The 15812-nt window shown below is 65.8% G+C and carries 22 protein-coding genes and 1 pseudogene; 9 read left to right on the top strand and 14 right to left on the bottom strand.

Annotated features, from left to right (window positions below):
- Window positions 1–19: 19 nt before the first annotated feature.
- Both ACRWNM_RS05350 and ACRWNM_RS05345 read right to left on the bottom strand, forming a co-directional pair.
- A complete protein-coding gene (locus tag ACRWNM_RS05350; protein ID WP_431964072.1) occupies window positions 20–529 on the bottom strand; it encodes a YbaB/EbfC family nucleoid-associated protein in 510 nt (169 codons plus the stop codon).
- A 61-nt stretch (window positions 530–590) separates the two neighbouring features.
- Complete coding sequence (locus ACRWNM_RS05345; protein ID WP_431964070.1) at window positions 591–911, bottom strand: hypothetical protein; 321 nt, start codon at window positions 909–911, stop codon at window positions 591–593.
- A gap of 480 nt (window positions 912–1391) precedes the next feature.
- On the opposite strand from ACRWNM_RS05345, the gene dtd reads away from it, so the two are divergent.
- Both dtd and ACRWNM_RS05335 read left to right on the top strand, forming a co-directional pair.
- Window positions 1392–1823: a D-aminoacyl-tRNA deacylase gene (dtd, locus tag ACRWNM_RS05340; RefSeq protein ID WP_431964068.1), complete on the top strand. Its 432-nt coding sequence runs from the start codon at window positions 1392–1394 to the stop codon at window positions 1821–1823.
- A 151-nt stretch (window positions 1824–1974) separates the two neighbouring features.
- Window positions 1975–3480, top strand: a complete 1506-nt coding sequence (locus ACRWNM_RS05335; protein ID WP_431964066.1) for a hypothetical protein — start codon at window positions 1975–1977, stop codon at window positions 3478–3480.
- 218 nt (window positions 3481–3698) lie between these two features.
- Here the strand turns inward: ACRWNM_RS05335 and ACRWNM_RS05330 are convergent, their stop codons facing one another.
- From ACRWNM_RS05330 to rpsH, 10 genes are all read right to left on the bottom strand, one after another.
- The gene (locus ACRWNM_RS05330; RefSeq protein WP_431964064.1) at window positions 3699–4586 is read right to left on the bottom strand and encodes an LLM class flavin-dependent oxidoreductase; all 888 of its coding nucleotides are present in this window, start codon (window positions 4584–4586) and stop codon (window positions 3699–3701) included.
- Window positions 4587–4683: 97 nt separating this feature from the next.
- Window positions 4684–5487 (bottom strand): type I methionyl aminopeptidase, encoded by an 804-nt coding sequence (gene map / locus ACRWNM_RS05325; RefSeq protein ID WP_431964062.1) that lies wholly within the window; start codon window positions 5485–5487, stop codon window positions 4684–4686.
- Between the two features lie 29 nt (window positions 5488–5516).
- On the bottom strand, window positions 5517–6062 hold the full coding sequence (locus ACRWNM_RS05320) for an adenylate kinase (RefSeq protein ID WP_431964060.1): 546 nt from the start codon (window positions 6060–6062) through the stop codon (window positions 5517–5519).
- Window positions 6059–7381 carry a preprotein translocase subunit SecY gene (secY, locus tag ACRWNM_RS05315; RefSeq protein WP_431964058.1) on the bottom strand — a complete coding sequence of 441 codons (1323 nt, stop codon included), beginning with the start codon at window positions 7379–7381 and terminating at the stop codon, window positions 6059–6061. The genes ACRWNM_RS05320 and secY overlap by 4 nt, the downstream gene beginning before the upstream one ends.
- Window positions 7382–7558: 177 nt before the next feature.
- A complete protein-coding gene (gene rplO, locus ACRWNM_RS05310; RefSeq protein WP_431964056.1) occupies window positions 7559–8002 on the bottom strand; it encodes a 50S ribosomal protein L15 in 444 nt (147 codons plus the stop codon).
- Between the two features lies 1 nt (window position 8003).
- Window positions 8004–8183: a 50S ribosomal protein L30 gene (rpmD, locus tag ACRWNM_RS05305; protein ID WP_014349110.1), complete on the bottom strand. Its 180-nt coding sequence runs from the start codon at window positions 8181–8183 to the stop codon at window positions 8004–8006.
- Complete coding sequence (gene rpsE, locus ACRWNM_RS05300) at window positions 8183–8848, bottom strand: 30S ribosomal protein S5 (protein ID WP_330252247.1); 666 nt, start codon at window positions 8846–8848, stop codon at window positions 8183–8185. Before rpsE ends, rpmD begins: the two co-directional genes overlap by 1 nt.
- Before the next feature lie 31 nt (window positions 8849–8879).
- Window positions 8880–9287: a 50S ribosomal protein L18 gene (gene rplR, locus ACRWNM_RS05295; RefSeq protein WP_431964053.1), complete on the bottom strand. Its 408-nt coding sequence runs from the start codon at window positions 9285–9287 to the stop codon at window positions 8880–8882.
- A gap of 2 nt (window positions 9288–9289) precedes the next feature.
- Complete coding sequence (gene rplF / locus ACRWNM_RS05290; RefSeq protein WP_431964051.1) at window positions 9290–9829, bottom strand: 50S ribosomal protein L6; 540 nt, start codon at window positions 9827–9829, stop codon at window positions 9290–9292.
- A gap of 14 nt (window positions 9830–9843) precedes the next feature.
- Window positions 9844–10242 (bottom strand): 30S ribosomal protein S8, encoded by a 399-nt coding sequence (rpsH, locus tag ACRWNM_RS05285; protein ID WP_067785212.1) that lies wholly within the window; start codon window positions 10240–10242, stop codon window positions 9844–9846.
- 270 nt (window positions 10243–10512) lie between these two features.
- Here rpsH and ACRWNM_RS05280 point away from each other — a divergent pair, with 270 nt between their 5' ends.
- The 6 genes and pseudogenes from ACRWNM_RS05280 to ACRWNM_RS05255 all read left to right on the top strand — a co-directional run bounded on the left by ACRWNM_RS05280 (window position 10513) and on the right by ACRWNM_RS05255 (window position 13933).
- The gene (locus tag ACRWNM_RS05280; protein ID WP_431964049.1) at window positions 10513–10767 is read left to right on the top strand and encodes a ribbon-helix-helix protein, CopG family; all 255 of its coding nucleotides are present in this window, start codon (window positions 10513–10515) and stop codon (window positions 10765–10767) included.
- A gap of 994 nt (window positions 10768–11761) precedes the next feature.
- Window positions 11762–12277 (top strand): hypothetical protein, encoded by a 516-nt coding sequence (locus ACRWNM_RS05275; RefSeq protein WP_431964047.1) that lies wholly within the window; start codon window positions 11762–11764, stop codon window positions 12275–12277.
- Complete coding sequence (locus tag ACRWNM_RS05270; protein WP_431964045.1) at window positions 12208–12729, top strand: MAB_1171c family putative transporter; 522 nt, start codon at window positions 12208–12210, stop codon at window positions 12727–12729. Before ACRWNM_RS05275 ends, ACRWNM_RS05270 begins: the two co-directional genes overlap by 70 nt.
- Window positions 12730–12738: 9 nt before the next feature.
- Window positions 12739–12906 (top strand): hypothetical protein, encoded by a 168-nt coding sequence (locus tag ACRWNM_RS05265; protein ID WP_431964043.1) that lies wholly within the window; start codon window positions 12739–12741, stop codon window positions 12904–12906.
- A 50-nt stretch (window positions 12907–12956) separates the two neighbouring features.
- Window positions 12957–13241, top strand: a pseudogene (locus ACRWNM_RS05260) (cytochrome P450); the annotation flags it as partial.
- A gap of 38 nt (window positions 13242–13279) precedes the next feature.
- Window positions 13280–13933, top strand: coding sequence for a Uma2 family endonuclease (locus tag ACRWNM_RS05255; RefSeq protein ID WP_431964041.1), 654 nt, complete (start codon window positions 13280–13282; stop codon window positions 13931–13933).
- A 258-nt stretch (window positions 13934–14191) separates the two neighbouring features.
- On the opposite strand, the gene ACRWNM_RS05250 is transcribed toward ACRWNM_RS05255, so the two are convergent.
- Together ACRWNM_RS05250 and ACRWNM_RS05245 are read right to left on the bottom strand one after the other, a co-directional pair.
- Window positions 14192–14422, bottom strand: coding sequence for a hypothetical protein (locus tag ACRWNM_RS05250; RefSeq protein WP_431964039.1), 231 nt, complete (start codon window positions 14420–14422; stop codon window positions 14192–14194).
- 295 nt (window positions 14423–14717) lie between these two features.
- Complete coding sequence (locus ACRWNM_RS05245) at window positions 14718–15062, bottom strand: hypothetical protein (RefSeq protein ID WP_431964037.1); 345 nt, start codon at window positions 15060–15062, stop codon at window positions 14718–14720.
- A gap of 107 nt (window positions 15063–15169) precedes the next feature.
- Here ACRWNM_RS05245 and ACRWNM_RS05240 point away from each other — a divergent pair, with 107 nt between their 5' ends.
- Window positions 15170–15748 carry a Uma2 family endonuclease gene (locus ACRWNM_RS05240; protein ID WP_431964035.1) on the top strand — a complete coding sequence of 193 codons (579 nt, stop codon included), beginning with the start codon at window positions 15170–15172 and terminating at the stop codon, window positions 15746–15748.
- Window positions 15749–15812 lie beyond the last annotated feature (64 nt).

Here is a 15812-nt window from a genome sequence, read left to right as displayed (position 1 = left end):
CGAAAGGCCGATTCAGACGTCACCAGGCTTGACCGGTGACGCTCTCCTTGGGATTCCCGCGACCACCGTGGTCGTAGCTCTCGACATCGGTGAACGTCATCGCCTCGTCCTCGGCGCGTTCCGGCGAACCGGGAGGCGCCAGCGAAACCGGTGGCTCCAAGGGAATCTCGGTCTCGATATCCGGCATTCCCTCGACGACATCGGACAATTTCGGCATCCGCGCCCGCTCGTCACGCAACGGCTCCGCGAGCGCCTTGCTCTTGCGGAACACCTCGTCGGCCGCCTGCTGCGCCATCTGGGTGACCGCCTTGGCGATCTGGTCGTAGCTCAGTTCGCCGACACGGTCGGAGAAGCGGGTCTCGATGACCACACCATTGGCATTCACCGTCACCGACACCGACTTGTCACGCGTCGTCGCGGTCGCGATCAGCTTGACCCGCTCCCGCTGTGCTTCCGCGATATCCCGCATGCGGCTGCGGAAATCCTCCAACAGCCCGGTGATGTCCCCCTCCATACGGCCAGACGTCATTTCACCCACTCCGAACTCCATGGCGGCGCCTGATCAGCCCGCCTGCCACCACTGCCGCTGTTCAGACCTGCTCGATTCGCCGCCGCGCCTCGTCCTCGTTCCGCTCGGCGACAACCGCCGCCTCGAACTGGCCCTGCGACAGGTTCGCCCACGACTTCGCCATGGTGTGGGTACCGTCCACCGCGCCCTGCAACCGCGTCGTCAACCCGTTGTCACCCTGACCCTCGACATATTTGCTGCCGAAGTTGTCACTACCGATAACAGCCAGCAACGTGCTCAGCTGATCGTGAACGCGATTGGCGACGCTCTCCAACCGGGCCCGAACCTTGTCGGCCTCGTACCCCGAGCTCTTCAGCTTCTCCGAGTACTGCTCAACTGACATAGCGCACCTCCACCCGGCCGATTCGGCCTGCGAATTCGTCTGCCACCGTGATCGTCCCGGGCGTCCTCACCATGGCATCGCTCCTCGTGTTCCCCGGGTAGTGAGACCACCGCTGGCTACGGTTCGAACTCCTCCGACGATGACAGTCCATAGCAACTCACCAGTAGCCTTTACGTGAACTTAAGACTTCGCGGGAGTAACGCGCAGATGTGTCGGGATGCCGTCGGCCGATAGCCTGATCAGCGCCTGATGACTTGCCGCACAATCGAGTTGGCACACACCCGAACCGTCTCGCCGTCGTCGCCCACACCCGGTCCGCACTGCCCGGAAACCGCCTGGCAACCAGTCGGGGACGCGAACCGCCACCCGTGGCGATCTCGCCGCCGGAAATGCCTGCGGCTCAGCCACTGCCGACCGCCGCCACCGCACGGTTGCGCGGCGCGTCCGCCTCCGGTGCACGACGAGTGCGATGATCACGGCATGCGAGTACTGGTGCAGCGCGTGACCGCCGCCGAGGTGCGGGTCGACGGGGAGGTGGTCGGCCGGATCGAACCCGACCCGCAGGGATTGGTCGCGCTGGTCGGCGTCACGCACGACGACACCGAAGCGACCGCGAAGGCCCTGGCGGACAAGCTGTGGCGGCTGCGAATTCTGAACGGCGAGCGTTCCGCGGCCGACCTGAACGCGCCCGTGCTCGTCGTCAGCCAGTTCACCCTCTACGCCGACACCGCCAAGGGACGCCGCCCGTCCTGGTCCGCGGCCGCGCCGGGCCCGATCGCCGAACCACTCGTGGACGCTTTCGCCGCGGCACTGCGCGCCCTCGGCGCGACCGTCGCGACAGGTCGATTCGGTGCGCACATGCACATCGAGCTCACCAACGACGGCCCGGTCACGCTGCTGCTGGAGGCCTGAGCACGCGGTTCGCGCCGAATTAGCTGGCAGCTAGCAGCCGGCCGGTTCGTTCCTGGGCGACGGCACCCGATTTGTGGCAGACTCTCCGCGAGAACAGATGTGGCCGAAGGAACGACCGTCTGTGAAAGGTGATGCGGGAGTTGGGGTCGCGATGGATCTGAGTGCTATCGAACGACAGGTAGCGGTCGATCGCAGTGCGGCCCGAGACCGAACGGTCGATTCCGAACTCCGATTGGCCACCTCGCTCGCCGAGCTCGCCAAGGCGCTGATCGCCACCAGGAACGATCCCGCCGCCCGCAGGGACCGCACCATCGAGGCTCCCGCACCGGCGCAGGAAGCGGTCGGGATCCGGTTGCACTGGCTGGCCGCCGGAATGGTCGAGGCGCGGTTCGCGGGCGAACTACAAGAGGCCCTGCGGATCTTCGAGCAGGTCACGCGGGACGCCGGGCGCCGCGATCTGGCCACCAGCACCATCCGCGGCGCCTGCGCCACGTATCGCCAAGTGGCACAGACGTATCCGCACGTAGCGGGCATGTGCGCCGACGGGCTCGGCAAGTGCGGCGTGTGGCTCGGCAGGCTGGACCAGGACGCGGCCGTGGCCGCCGTGGAGGACGCCGCACGGATTCGCGCCCAGCTTGCCGCGGACAATCCCGACCTGGCAGGCAAGTACCTGGCCAGTCTGAGCACGCTGTTACGCACCCTCATGGTGGGCCGCTCGCGCAAGCAGGCGCTGGCGATGTACCGCGAGCGGTACTCCGCGTTCACCTCCACCGGCATGTCGATCCGCCTGCGCGCGTGCGGGATTCGCGATCTGGACCTCACGCCGAAGTCCTACAACGCGCTGGTGGAACTGGAGTGCCGCACCCTGGAACAAGCGGGACGGCTGACGCAGCAGCAGATCGTCCGCAAGTCCTCCGGCGACCTGTCGACGGTGGAGGAGATCAACTGGCGCTTGGCGCTGGTCGGCCTGCGCCCGCTCGCGCCGGGCGAGGATCCGGAGCCGCCGTCGACGCCGGTCGAGATCGGCCCCAGCTTCGGCGCCCTCGGCGTGCGCTGCCCGGACCGGGACGCCATGACGCAACTGCGCGCCGCGATCATCGCGGCCTACGCCGAGGACGACATCCAGCTCGTCGACAGCGCCACCTACCTCAATGCCGACGACGAGGACTGGGTGATCGGCGAGGCCGAGTTCAACACCGCGAGCACGCTCGGCGACGACGTGGTGCTGATCGAGATGTCCTACGGCGGCTGGGTGACGGTGATGAGCCTGAACTGGGAACTCGCTCCGGTCGGCGGACATCCGCTCGCGCTGCGGCTTTCCCAGAACTGGCCGGTGGTGAGCGTGACGGCCACCACGAACATGTCCTACGAGCTGTGCCGGTACGAGCACGGCAAGGCGACGCAGTACGCCGCGCTCGGCCGCCCGGCCGGGCCCACGTCGCTCGACGAGCCGCTCGCGCCCTTGGACTTCGGCCTGTTGGCCGCCTACGGCGCGTCCCACGCCACCGAGAACAAGGTGCGCTCGGCGTTCGGCAATACGCAGTCCTTCGCGAATCTGACCTACTTGCCCGGCGCGGGCATCCGGCAGCTGCGCAAGTCGATAGCGCTGATCGACCATGATCACGTGCTGTTTTTCCGCAAGACAGGGCAGAGCTGAATCATCCTCCGCCCCAGTATGTTCGGTGAGCCGACAGCTGCCGTCCGCGGGGCCGCGCGGTCCGGCTGCGGCTTCCGGCAGCGAGATTCGAGTAGTTCGCTACTCGGGAACCGGCCCCCGCACGGAACCTAGTCTGACTGCATCGTCAGAGAGTTCCCAACGAGCCGGGGAGGTACCGAACAGAACCGCCGAATCCGCTGCACGGCCGAAGGTCTCGGCTAAGCGCACAAGGCGCGGGTGCAAGGAACGACGTCACCGATCCAGCGGCGAAGCTGGGTATCGTCGGGCGACTCCGGCCAGTACACGAAGGTGTCGAAGCCGGTCGTCACGGCGAGATCGACCAAGATGCGGGCCCAGCCCGCGGCGTCGGTGCGAATCGGGTCCTCGCCGCGCAGGCGCACCGGACCTGGCGCGTCGGTGATCGTCCCGACCAGCTGCGCCATGCGGGTGATGTCCGCCGGGGAACGCCCGGCGTCGACGGCGGACGCGGAGATAGTGTCTTGCGCCCCTTGCCATTTCTCGTAGGGCAGATAGTGCGGGATCGGCGCCGCCCAACCGTCGGCGATCCGTCCGGTCAGCGCGTTGGCCTTCGGACCGACGCTGCCGAACCAGATCCCGACGGGATGTGCCGGTGCGGGGCCGGACTGCACGTCGTGCACGGAATAGTGGGTGCCGTCGACAGTGGCCTTGGCGCCGGGGCGCCACATCGCGCGGATGATCTCGGTGGCCTCCTCCAGCGCCAACAGCGCTTCGGGATTCGTACGGTCCGGGCCGCCCATGCCCTCGATGGCGGGCCAGAACGCGCCCGCGCCGAGGGCGAGTTCGAACCGTCCGCCGCTGAGCAGATCCAACGTCGCCGCCTGCTTGCCGAGCATCGCGGGCCCGCGTAGCGGAAGGCTCGCTACGTCCGGGAAAACCCGCAGCCGCTCGGTTTCCGCCAGCACGGTGGCGATCAGCGCGAAGGTGTCCACCAGCGCGCCAGAGTAGGGGTGATCCTGGATGCCCAGCAGATCGAGCCCTGCCGCGTCGGCGATCTTGGCCAGCTCACGGATCTGTTGCAGTTCAGCGGCTTTGGGCGCGAGTTGAATCCCGAAGCGCAACGTCACGACGTGCTCCTTGTCTCTGGGCGAGATGTGGCGGCTCGCGGAAAAGCGAAACGGCGGCCCCCGATCCTATCGGGGGCCGCCGTGCGAAACTTTCGCCCTACTCCGGGCGCAAGGTGAGGATGCGCGGGCCGTCCTCGGTGACCGCGACGGTGTGTTCCCAGTGGGCCGCGCGGCTGCCGTCCAGGGTGACCACGGTCCAGTCGTCGTCGAGCACCTTGGACTGGGTGGTGCCGAGGGTGAGCATGGGTTCGATGGCCAGCACCGAGCCGACCACCAGCTTCGGGCCCTTGCCTGGTGCGCCCTCGTTGGCCAGGAACGGGTCCATGTGCATCTCGCGGCCGATCGCGTGCCCGCCGTAACCGTCGACGATGCCGTAGGCACGGCCGTGCAGTTCCTCCGCGGCGCGGGTGCCCATCTCGATGGCGTGCGACACGTCGGTCAGCCGGTTGCCCGGCAGCATGGCCGCGATGCCCGCCTCCATGGACAGCCGGGTGGCCTCGCTCAGCAGCCGATCGGCCTCGATGATCTCGCCGACCCCGAAGGTCCACGCGGAGTCGCCGTGCCAGCCGTCCAGGATGGCGCCGCAGTCGATCGAGACGAGATCGCCCTCGGCGAGGATCTCCTGCGCGGTCGGAATCCCGTGCACCACACGATCGTTCACCGATGCGCAGATCGAGGCCGGGAAGCCGTGGTAGCCCTTGAAGGACGGCACCGCACCGGCGTCGCGAATGGTCTGCTCGGCGACCTCGTCCAGTTCCAGGGTCGACACCCCGGGCTTGGCTGCCGCGCGCACGGCGACGAGAGTGCGGCCTACCACCGCGCCCGCCGCCGCCATGGCGTCCAGCTCACCTGCGGTGCGGAACGGCACCACCTTCTTGCTCTTGTTGCGCCCGAAGACCATGACGGCTCAGCGCTTCCGAGACAGGGACATCAGTGTCCCAGCGCGCGCAGCGCGCGGCCGTTGACCTCGTCCACCTCGCCGATGCCGTCCACCGTGACGACCAGGCCGTCGTAGTGCTGCAGCAGCGGCTCGGTCTCCTCGCGGTACACCCGGAGCCGGTTGCGGATCACGTCCTCGTTGTCGTCGGCGCGGCCGCGCGCGAGCATCCGCTCGACCACGGTGTCCTCCGCCACGACGAAGCACAGGACGGCGTCCAGCTTCTTGTCCATGTCGCCGAGGATCTTCTCCAGTGCCTCGGCCTGGTCGATGGTGCGCGGGTAGCCGTCGAGCACGAAGCCGTTCACGGCGTCCGGCTCGTTGACCCGGGCCTCGACCATGCGGTTGGTCACATCGCTGGGCACCAGGTCGCCCGCGTCCATGTACTTCTGCGCTTCGCGACCCAGCGGAGTCTGCTGGCTGATATTCGCGCGAAACAGGTCCCCTGTGGAGATGTGCGGGACGCCCAGCTTTTCCGACAGCAGGACGGCCTGGGTGCCTTTGCCGGCACCCGGCGGACCGAGCAGTACAACTCTCACTTGAGGAACCCTTCGTAATTTCGATTCATCAGCTGGCTTTCGATCTGCTTCACGGTGTCCAAGCCGACGCTCACCATGATCAGCACCGATGTGCCGCCGAACGCGAAGTTCTGGAGACCACCGGGACTACCGATACCGAGGAACAAGTTCGGCAGGACGGCCACCACACCGAGGTAGATGGAGCCGGGCAGAGTGATGCGGCTCAGGACGAAGTTCAGATAGTCGGCCGTCGGCTTACCGGGACGATACCCCGGGATGAAACCGCCGAACTTCTTCATCTCGTCGGCGCGTTCCTCCGGGTTGAAGGTGATCGCGACATAGAAGTAGGTGAAGAACACGATCAGGCCGAAGTAGATGGCGATGTACGCCGGGTTGCTCGGGTTCACCAGATACTTCTGGATTATCTCCTGCCACCAGCTCGGATCGGGATCGCTCTGCGATCCCGTCAGCTGCACGACCAGGTTCGGCAGGTAGAGCAACGACGAGGCGAAGATCACCGGGATCACACCGGCCTGGTTGACCTTCAGCGGCAGGTAGGTCGAGGAGCCGCCATACATCTTGCGGCCGACCACGCGCTTGGCGTATTGGACCGGAATGCGGCGCTGGCCCTGCTCGACGAAGATGACCGCGACGATGATGGCGAAGGCGGCCACACACACCAGGCCGAACACGAGGCCGCCGCGGCTGTCCAAGATGGACCTGCCTTGAATCGGTAGTTGCGCCGCGATACCGGCGAAGATCAGCAGCGACATACCGTTACCGACGCCGCGCTCGGTGATCTGTTCGCCGAACCACATGACCAGGGCGGCTCCCGCGGTCATCACGAGCACGACGATGATCATGCCGAAGATGCTGGTGTCGGCGAGAATGTCTTTCTGGCAGCCCTGGAGCAGCTGACCACGCGCCGCGAGCGCGACCAGACCGGTCGCCTGCAGGATGGCCAGCGCGATCGACAGGTACCGCGTGTACTGCGTCATCTTCGTCTGGCCTGCTTGGCCTTCCTTGCGCAGTTCCTCGAACCGCGGGATGACGACCGTGAGCAGCTGAATGATGATACTGGCGGTGATGTAGGGCATGATGCCGATCGCGAAGACCGACAATTGCAGCAGCGCACCACCGGAGAACAGGTTGATCAGCTGGTAGATGCCTGCGTTCTCACCGCCGGAGACCAGGTCGACACATTCCTGGACGGCCTTGTAGTCGACGCCGGGCGACGGCAACGCGGCACCCAGGCGGTACAGCGCGACCAACCCCAGCGTGAAGAGAATCTTCCGCCGTAAGTCCGGAGTCCGGAAGGCCGATACGAAGGCGGAAAGCACTGATCCTCCTGGCGCGAACGACATGGTCATGACATGGCAGTTTCAGCTTTGCCCGATTCCCTGACGAACAGGGGGACGCCGAAAGCCATGACGTGGCTTGGCAGACAACACTTGAACTCTAACAGTGGCACCGGACGAGCTCATCACTCGTCCGGTGCCACTGCTTGCAGAGTACCGTCAGCCCAGCTCGGTGACAGTGCCACCGGCCGCGGTGATCTTCTCCTTGGCGGCGCTGGTCACCTTGTCGACGGTCACCTGGACCGCGACACCGATCTCGCCGTCGCCGAGAACCTTGACCAGCTGGTTCTTGCGAACCGCGCCCGCGGCGACCAGCTCGGCCTTGCCGATCTCGCCGCCCTGCGGGAACAGCTCGGCGATCTTGCCCACGTTCACGACCTGGTACTCGGTACGGAACCGGTTCGTGAAGCCCTTGAGCTTGGGCAGCCGCATGTGCAGCGGCATCTGCCCGCCCTCGAAGGCGGCCGGGACGTTCTTGCGCGCCTTGGTGCCCTTGGTACCACGGCCCGCGGTCTTGCCCTTGGAGCCCTCACCGCGACCCACACGGGTCTTCTCGGTCTTGGCGCCCGGGGCGGGACGCAGGTGGTGCAACTTGATGGTCATGTCAGACCTCCTCAACTGTCACGAGGTGGCGCACGACGTTGATCAGCCCGCGGTTCTGGGCGTTGTCCTCGCGGACCACGGACTTGCGGATACCACGCAAGCCGAGGGTGCGAAGGCTGTCCCGCTGATTCTGCTTGGCGCCGATCGAACTCTTGATCTGGGTCACCTTGAGATCTGCCATTACCTGGCACCTCCAGCCGCCTGAGCGCGCGCACGCAGCATGCCCGCAGGAGCGACGTCCTCGAGGGGCAGGCCACGACGGGCCGCGACCTCTTCGGGGCGCTGCAGCATCTTGAGCGCCGCAACGGTCGCGTGCACGACGTTGATGGCGTTGTCGCTACCGAGCGACTTCGCCAGGATGTCATGAATGCCAGCGCATTCGAGCACGGCACGAGCCGCGCCACCGGCGATCACACCGGTACCGGGCGAAGCCGGACGCAGCATGACCACACCGGCCGCCGCCTCACCCTGAACCGGGTGGGTGATGGTCGAGCCGATCATCGGGACGCGGAAGAAGCCCTTACGAGCCTCCTCGACACCCTTCTGGATGGCCGCGGGAACTTCCTTGGCCTTGCCGTAGCCGACGCCGACCAGACCGTTGCCGTCACCGACGATCACCAGGGCGGTGAAGCTGAAGCGACGACCACCCTTCACGACCTTGGAGACGCGGTTGATCGCGACGACGCGCTCGAGCTGGTTCTTGTCGGCCTGCTGGTCACGACGGTCACCACCACCGCGACGATCGCGGCCACCGCCACGGCCGTCGCGGCTGTCGCCACCACCGGCGGCACCATTCTGCTGTCCGGCGGGTCCGCTGCCGCCGTCACGCCTCTGACGTCCCGGCATCAGACGTTCCTTCCGTAAATGTTTGCAGTCATCAGAACTTCAACCCGCCTTCGCGAGCGGCATCGGCCAGCGCGGCGATGCGGCCGTGGTAGTCGTGGCCACCACGATCGAACACGACAGCATCGACACCGGCCGCCTTGGCGCGGGCGGCGATCAGCTCGCCGACCTTCTTGCCCTTGGCGGTCTTGTCGCCCTCGACCGCCCGCACGTCGGCCTCGATCGAGGACGCCGCGGCGATGGTCTTGCCGAGCGAGTCGTCGATCAGCTGCGCGTGCAGGTGGCGCGAGGAGCGGTTGACCACCAGGCGCGGACGCTCGGTGGTGCCCGCGACCTTCTTGCGCAGGCGGAAGTGACGACGCGTCTTCGACAGACGACGCGCGGTCGACACGTCCTTGCCCAGCGGGATGCGCTTGGCCTTCTGGTTTTCGGTTTGCGCCATGATCACTTACCCGTCTTTCCGACCTTGCGGCGAACGACCTCGCCTGCGTAGCGGATGCCCTTGCCCTTGTACGGGTCGGGCTTGCGCAGGCCGTGGATGACCGCCGAGATCTGGCCGACCGCCTGCTTGTCGATTCCGGACACGGAGAACTTGGTGGGCGATTCCACCGCGAAGGTGATGCCCTCGGGCGCCTCGATCGGCACCGGGTGGCTGTAGCCGAGGGCGAACTCGAGGTTCGAGCCCTTGGCCGCCACGCGGTAACCGACGCCGAAGATTTCCATCTTCTTCTCGTAGCCCTTGGTCACGCCCTCGATCATGTTCGAGATCAGCGTGCGGGTCAGGCCGTGCAGCGAGCGGTTGCGGCGCTCGTCGTTCGGGCGAACGACCTCGAGCTGGCCGTCTTCGCCACGGGCGACGGTGATCGGCTCGGCGACCACGTGCGAGAGGGTGCCCTTGGGACCCTTCACCGACACGTTCTGGCCGTCGATGTTCACCTCGACACCGGACGGGATTGTGATGGGCTTCTTACCAATGCGCGACATTGTCCTGACCTCCCTTACCAGACGTAAGCGAGGACTTCGCCGCCCACGCCGCTCTGTGCCGCCTGCTTGTCGGTGAGCAGACCCTGCGACGTGGAGATGATGGCCACGCCGAGGCCGCCCAGGACCTTGGGCAGGTTGGTGGATTTCGCGTACACACGCAGACCGGGCTTGGAGACGCGGCGCACGCCGGCGAGGCTGCGCTCACGGCTCGGGCCGTACTTGAGGTCGACGATGAGCGTCTTGCCCACCTGCGCGTCCTCGGTCCGGTAGTCGGCGATGTAGCCCTCACGCTTGAGGATCTCGGCGATGTTCGCCTTGAGCTTCGAGTGCGGAGCCTTCACCTGATCGTGGTACGCCGAGTTGGCGTTGCGCAGACGGGTCAGAAAGTCTGCGATCGGATCAGTCATGGTCATAGTTCGACCTCGACACCTTTCTCGCTGCGGTTCCCATACAGCACCCGCGCGCCCGGAAGCGCGCCGATGGTGGGCCTACAACAATTCGGCTGGTCCGGTCGGCAACTGCCGACCGGCGGGGTACGTATCGACCGGGCGCACCGCACGCATGCGGACATGAGGGTGCCCAGGCAACCGCTCTAGTGTAGGCAATGGGCTGACCAGGACAAAATCGGGGTCGAACGACGGATCACGGCAGAAACCGAGCCGTACACGTGCCACCATACGCAGATGCCGCTGAAACGCGTCGTGGTCTATGTCGACGCCGACGACCTCGCGACGATCGAGAAGGCCGCCGAAAACACCCAGGTCAGCAAACCGGACATAATTCGGGACGCCATTCACCTGGCTGCCATGCGCATGCGGCGCCGCTCCGAGCCCTTACGGCTACGTCGCTTCGCCGGCGGCGACCCGACCCTGGCTGATCGGGTTGACGAAATCCTCGCCGAAGACAGCACGCAGAGGACTCCACTGGCACCGGAATAATCATCGCGGACACCTCGGGGCGTCCTTGCCACTTTCGACAAGCCCTTGCACCGCTGACATCGCACAAGGCGTTCCAGGTCCTCCCGGACGACCTCTAGCGGAAAAAGAGAACAGCGCCATGGTGGCCGCCACGGCGCCCGCCCCGGCCGGGGCATTCACAGGTTCTTCACAACAATCCCGACGGCGTTTCAAAGGATTGCGCGCGGATCATGCTTCTCGAGGCCCTCTCGAGAATGAGAGGGGTGACGGGATCTCGACCAACCCTGAATCGAACCTTGGCCGAGCACGGGGCGGTGAGATAGATCGACAGACGCAGGAGCCATCATGACACTCAGGCCCTCGCCGAATGCTCGCGAGATCATCACTCCCGGCTTCATTCTACGAATGCACCGACCGCGCTGGACCAGCAGCGCACTTGCCCTAACCGTGGTCGCTGAGACAACATACCCTTCCGCCACGGTCCAGGCCGGAACGCATTGGTGCGCAATGGTATTCACTGCCATCGTCGCCACTGAAGTCACGTGGATGGCGCTGGCGCACACCCGGAATTGGCTCGGCAAGTACGTCATCGTGATCAAACTCGCGGGTGACTGAACCAATCATTTCCCTCCGATCCTGCGATGGATCGAGCTCGAATCTGAACAATCGCAGGGCAATCGAACGCACAAGGGCACGGGCTCGTTCGAAGTCCGTGCCCTTGCGCGGTGTTGCGCTATTCGGGCGCGGCTCACCAGCAGCTCCTGTGCACGCCCGACAGCCCGTCGAGCAGGTCTCGGATACTCTGGAGCTCAACGGAACCCAAAGGGGGGTCATACACCGCGGGCCGAAGACCGTTCTCCCGAACCGCTTTCCACACCGGCGGTTGCTGCTGCGCGACACAGTCGTCGACAGGCTGATCAACCGTGCGCTCGCCGCAGGGCTGGTCGGCATGCTGCTGCGAGAATCATGGTTCGAGCAAGCCCTGACCTCGGCACTTCCCGGCGACGAGGACACCGTGGTGAACCTCGCCCGGCAGCTCTCTTTCGGCGCGATCCTGCTCGTCGTGTCCGACATCTACGGCATCGCGAAGTTGTGGGATGGTGCGGACCCGGATCGCGCCCGGCAACGACAGCGCATCTACGACCTGGTCGCTGCGACAGCCACCGTCATCATCCTTGCCGCCGGAACACCGGCCCGGCGCGCGAACCTACTGGTGGATCAGCTTCTCGGCTGGCCTGCCGTCGCGCTCTGGCTTGCCTTCTGCCTGCCCGTGGGCATCACCGCCGTCCTCGTCGGCAGGATCTGCCTCAGGGAGATGCTGACCGGAGACATCACCCGCCGCGAGCGTGTGGTCTTCGTCGTCATCTTCTGCACCGCCGTCGTCGCGGGGCTCGAGTGGGCGCCACCGTCATCGAGACATTCGGATGCGTGCTGGCAGATCAGCCGGTCCTCGATCCCGAGATGCATCGCAAGGCCTGGTCCTTCGCCACCGCGATGTTCGTCGCGGTCGGCGTCTCGGCCATTCCCCTGATCAGCACGCTCACCACGCGCCTCGGCCACGATCGCACCGGCCGTAACCTCCGCAGACTGCGGCCGCTGTGGACCGACCTCACCGCCGCCGTACCCGAAGTCGTGCTCGACACCACGGCAGGCCGGGGACAACAGGACCCCGCCATCCGGCTCCACCGCATGACAGCGGAGATCTGCGACAGCCTGCTGCACCTGCGCCGCTACGTCACCATCGACGATTCCGACTACAAGGATCCGCAGGCCTATACCCGCCGCATCGCCGAGGCCATCATCGCCAAGAACGCCGGTCGACCGCCCGTCCACAGCGCCGCGAAACCCAAGAACCGAGCGCAACCCGACGCCCGGGACCTCGATGCCGAGCTCCACATACTGCTCGCGCTCGCCAACGCATGGCCGCAAGCACGCGGCGCTCGCACCTACGGTCGGCGGCGCGACACGTCGCAGGCTCGATAAGGAGTTCCCATGGCAGTTCGCACGCCCTCGACCACCGAGCCCAGAGCTCCCCTACCGCATCCGCGGTGGCGGTTGCCGATGATCGGCGATCTGCTCACCACCGACCCGCTCGAGCCCACCCAGATGTCGATGCGTGACGCGCAGGCGCTCGGGCCGATCTTCGAACGCCGGTCCTGACGCTGCAGGCCCACCGAGACACGGCTGTGTGAAGCCAGGACGCCGAGAAATTCGATCCGGACCGCTGGCTGCCCGGCCGCCAGCGCGACCAACGCGCCTACAAGCCCTTCGGCACCGGGCTGCGCGCCTGCATCGGCCGCCAGTTCGCCTACCACGAACTGATGCTCGCCCTGGCCCACCTCCTGCACGAATTCGACTTCGAGCACGACCCCGGCTACAAGCTCGACATCAAGGAGCAGATCACGCTCAAGCCTTCGGGATTCGAGCTGCGGTTCGCCTCGCGCCAGCTGAAGGCTCAGCACTTCACCATGTCGGCGCTGGTCAATGCCGTATAAGCGGTTGTCAGACGCGAGCTCGATACTACGATGAGGACATGTCGAGTCCGCGGATCGAACGGCCGGATCTGCCCGAGTACATGACCTGGGAGGAGCTCGAGCAGTTGCCTGAGGAGATCGCCGGGCAGATCGAGCTATGGGAAGGGCGCGTCGTCTGGCTGCGTCGCGGGCCCGCGGAGCATCAGGAGTTCACGAATCTTCTATGGAGCGGGCTGCGTCGTTGCGCACGCGAGGACATGGCCAGCGGGCCGGAGCGGTACTGGCGGGTCCACACCGAGACCAACGTATTCCTTGGTCGCACAGGCAAATCCGACTTCGTGACACCGGACTTCCTGGTGCACCGCTGTCTGCCGAGGCCCTACCAGGATGTCCGCGCCGAAGACGTGCTCTTGGTCGGAGAAGTCCTTTCGCCGTCGAACACGCAGACCGACATGGAAGCCAAGAAAGCTCGCTACGCGCAAGCCGGCATCCCTTGGTACTGGGAAGTCACCCTGGAGCGTGAGAAGAGCGCGATCTCGGTGGTTCATGCCTACGCGTTGGAAACCACGCACGGCAAGCTTCCTGCTGGCGTACGCCCACTCCACACGGCCAACTACCTGCTGACTGGCTCATGGGCGCCGAAGGACTCCGACGCGATCACGACGAACTTCCCGTTCCCCATCCACATCCCCTGGTCCGAACTCGAATTCTGAACTCGCACAAGACGACCAGCGCCCCGCCCCATGCACCACCCGGCAACGCCCATTGCCCAGTGTCGCAGCGGCGCTGGAGCAGGATCGCCCCAGACGCGTCGGTGACCAGCAGATTGCATACCACCACAAGGGAATTCGGCCGGGGCGCCTTCGGGTCGTGGTAGTACTCGATTCTGCAGTGGTGGCCACCGCAATGGCATCGAACGCGCGAAAGCGCGGACTCCGGGAGTCCACGCTTTCGGCTCACCTGGCCGACGCTCAGCGGCAAGCCGGGTTCGGGTGCGGCTGCGTGCTGCCCCACGGACCACACATCAGCAGCTTGAGCAGGCCCAGCGGGAGGTCGAGGGCCGCGGAGCCGGTGCCCGAGGAACCGGAATCGGCGACCGGCGCGGCCTGCGGCGCCGGGGCAGCCATCGCGGGCGCGGCACCCGCGCCCAGGATCGCCACGGACGCTACGGCGACAACGAATTTTGTTGCGAGATGGTTCATTTCATCCTCCATGTGATGGTCCACACGGAAGATCGGTAATCAGAAACGTTTGTTACTAAAAATTGAGATAACCCCGATCCGAAGCTGTTCTCAACATTGCCCGGGTAGCAATACCGATCAGGGACCCGAGCCACCCGGCTCGGGTCCCTGATCGGCATTACGTGTGCGCACTCACCGGCCGCCGGCCACAAACCGGAGTCCGGATGTCGCTACACGGCACCGCGCCAGTCCGACAGCCCCCAGGATGGATGTCGGTCGCTGGAGCGCACCGAGGCGGCGGACATCGCCCTGAGAGTTAGCGGCGGCGCGGCACCGGGCGGTTCGGATCCGAAGTCCGCGTGTCGCCATCCGGACTGGCGAGGCGTCGTTCCAGGGCGGTGAACGCGGTGATCGCTTCGGGTGATTCGAAGGCTCGGTTGCGGCGGCCGATGGTGAGCTGGCGCAGGATTCCGGCCTCGGTCAATCGGTCGATCGCCGCATTCGCGGCGGGGAAGCTGCGGCCGATCAGGGTGGCCGCGGTGGAGACGGTGAGGATCGGGGCGTCGATGGTTGTGCGACCGGGACCTAGGAGGTTACGGACTCGACGGGAGCCGACCGTCGGTGTTCGAGTATGTGGCGCCCACCGCAAGCGCCCATGCACCGGAGCAGCTCTCCTCCCGTACATGCATCGCGGCGGCTGAACGGCCTGCCGTAGGTAGGGTAAGGATCATGTCGACACCGCGGAACGAGCCACCTCGCCTCGTCGCCGTGGAGGAGTTTCTCGCGGGACAACCCGACTCCTTCGGTGAGATTCACGACGGTGTGATGATCACGGCCATGGCGCAGTCTCCTGAACACGATCTCGTCGTCAGGAGATTGGCTTCAGCGGTCGAATACGCTATCGATCCGCACGGCCCCTGCCGCGAGGTACACAGCGATACTCCAATGCGTCTGACCGACGCCGATCTTGTTGACCCGCTTCGGAGGCTGCGGGTCCGGTATCCGGATCTGATCCTGCGCGATTGCACGGACGGCCCGTATGACGTCCAATTCGTCGCCCGACAGGCGCTTCTGGTCGTCGAGATCACCTCGGAGGACACCGTCGACACCGATATAGGCATCAAGCGCGAGCTGTACGCCAGGGAGGGCATTCCCGTCTATCTGATCGTGCACTTCGCCAAGGATTGGCAGCAGATCACCGAAATCGAGGAATGCCGACTCGACTGGTCGGGGCGACGCTACGTCACGCGGCATACCCACACCGATGCGCTGGTGCTCACCGAACCGGTGAGTTTGGCGGTCACTTTCACGGAATTACAGAGCCGGCTACCGCGGCCCAGGTACTGAGTACGCTCGGCGAACCACCAACCGGCTACCGCTGATCCCGAACACACGAGGGCACGGACTCGCT

The organism is Nocardia sp. bgisy134 (genome assembly GCF_965341865.1).
Taxonomy (GTDB): Bacteria; Actinomycetota; Actinomycetes; order Mycobacteriales; family Mycobacteriaceae; genus Nocardia.
Note: the sequence above shows the minus strand (reverse complement) of the source record. Positions and strands in the feature narration are given on the sequence as shown.

Excerpts from the sequence above, each read along its gene's own strand:
- ACRWNM_RS05350 (WP_431964072.1), bottom strand. The coding sequence starts at position 529 with ATGACGTCTGGCCGTATGGAGGGGGACATCACCGGGCTGTTGGAGGAT.
- ACRWNM_RS05345 (WP_431964070.1), bottom strand. The coding sequence starts at position 911 with ATGTCAGTTGAGCAGTACTCGGAGAAGCTGAAGAGCTCGGGGTACGAG.
- dtd (WP_431964068.1), top strand. The coding sequence starts at position 1,392 with ATGCGAGTACTGGTGCAGCGCGTGACCGCCGCCGAGGTGCGGGTCGAC.
- ACRWNM_RS05335 (WP_431964066.1), top strand. The coding sequence starts at position 1,975 with ATGGATCTGAGTGCTATCGAACGACAGGTAGCGGTCGATCGCAGTGCG.
- map (WP_431964062.1), bottom strand. The coding sequence starts at position 5,487 with ATGGTCTTCGGGCGCAACAAGAGCAAGAAGGTGGTGCCGTTCCGCACC.
- rplO (WP_431964056.1), bottom strand. The coding sequence starts at position 8,002 with ATGACCATCAAGTTGCACCACCTGCGTCCCGCCCCGGGCGCCAAGACC.
- rpmD (WP_014349110.1), bottom strand. The coding sequence starts at position 8,183 with ATGGCAGATCTCAAGGTGACCCAGATCAAGAGTTCGATCGGCGCCAAG.
- rpsE (WP_330252247.1), bottom strand. The coding sequence starts at position 8,848 with ATGCCGGGACGTCAGAGGCGTGACGGCGGCAGCGGACCCGCCGGACAG.
- rplR (WP_431964053.1), bottom strand. The coding sequence starts at position 9,287 with ATGGCGCAAACCGAAAACCAGAAGGCCAAGCGCATCCCGCTGGGCAAG.
- rplF (WP_431964051.1), bottom strand. The coding sequence starts at position 9,829 with ATGTCGCGCATTGGTAAGAAGCCCATCACAATCCCGTCCGGTGTCGAG.
- rpsH (WP_067785212.1), bottom strand. The coding sequence starts at position 10,242 with ATGACCATGACTGATCCGATCGCAGACTTTCTGACCCGTCTGCGCAAC.
- ACRWNM_RS05280 (WP_431964049.1), top strand. The coding sequence starts at position 10,513 with ATGCCGCTGAAACGCGTCGTGGTCTATGTCGACGCCGACGACCTCGCG.
- ACRWNM_RS05270 (WP_431964045.1), top strand. The coding sequence starts at position 12,208 with ATGCATCGCAAGGCCTGGTCCTTCGCCACCGCGATGTTCGTCGCGGTC.
- ACRWNM_RS05265 (WP_431964043.1), top strand. The coding sequence starts at position 12,739 with ATGGCAGTTCGCACGCCCTCGACCACCGAGCCCAGAGCTCCCCTACCG.
- ACRWNM_RS05255 (WP_431964041.1), top strand. The coding sequence starts at position 13,280 with ATGTCGAGTCCGCGGATCGAACGGCCGGATCTGCCCGAGTACATGACC.
- ACRWNM_RS05250 (WP_431964039.1), bottom strand. The coding sequence starts at position 14,422 with ATGAACCATCTCGCAACAAAATTCGTTGTCGCCGTAGCGTCCGTGGCG.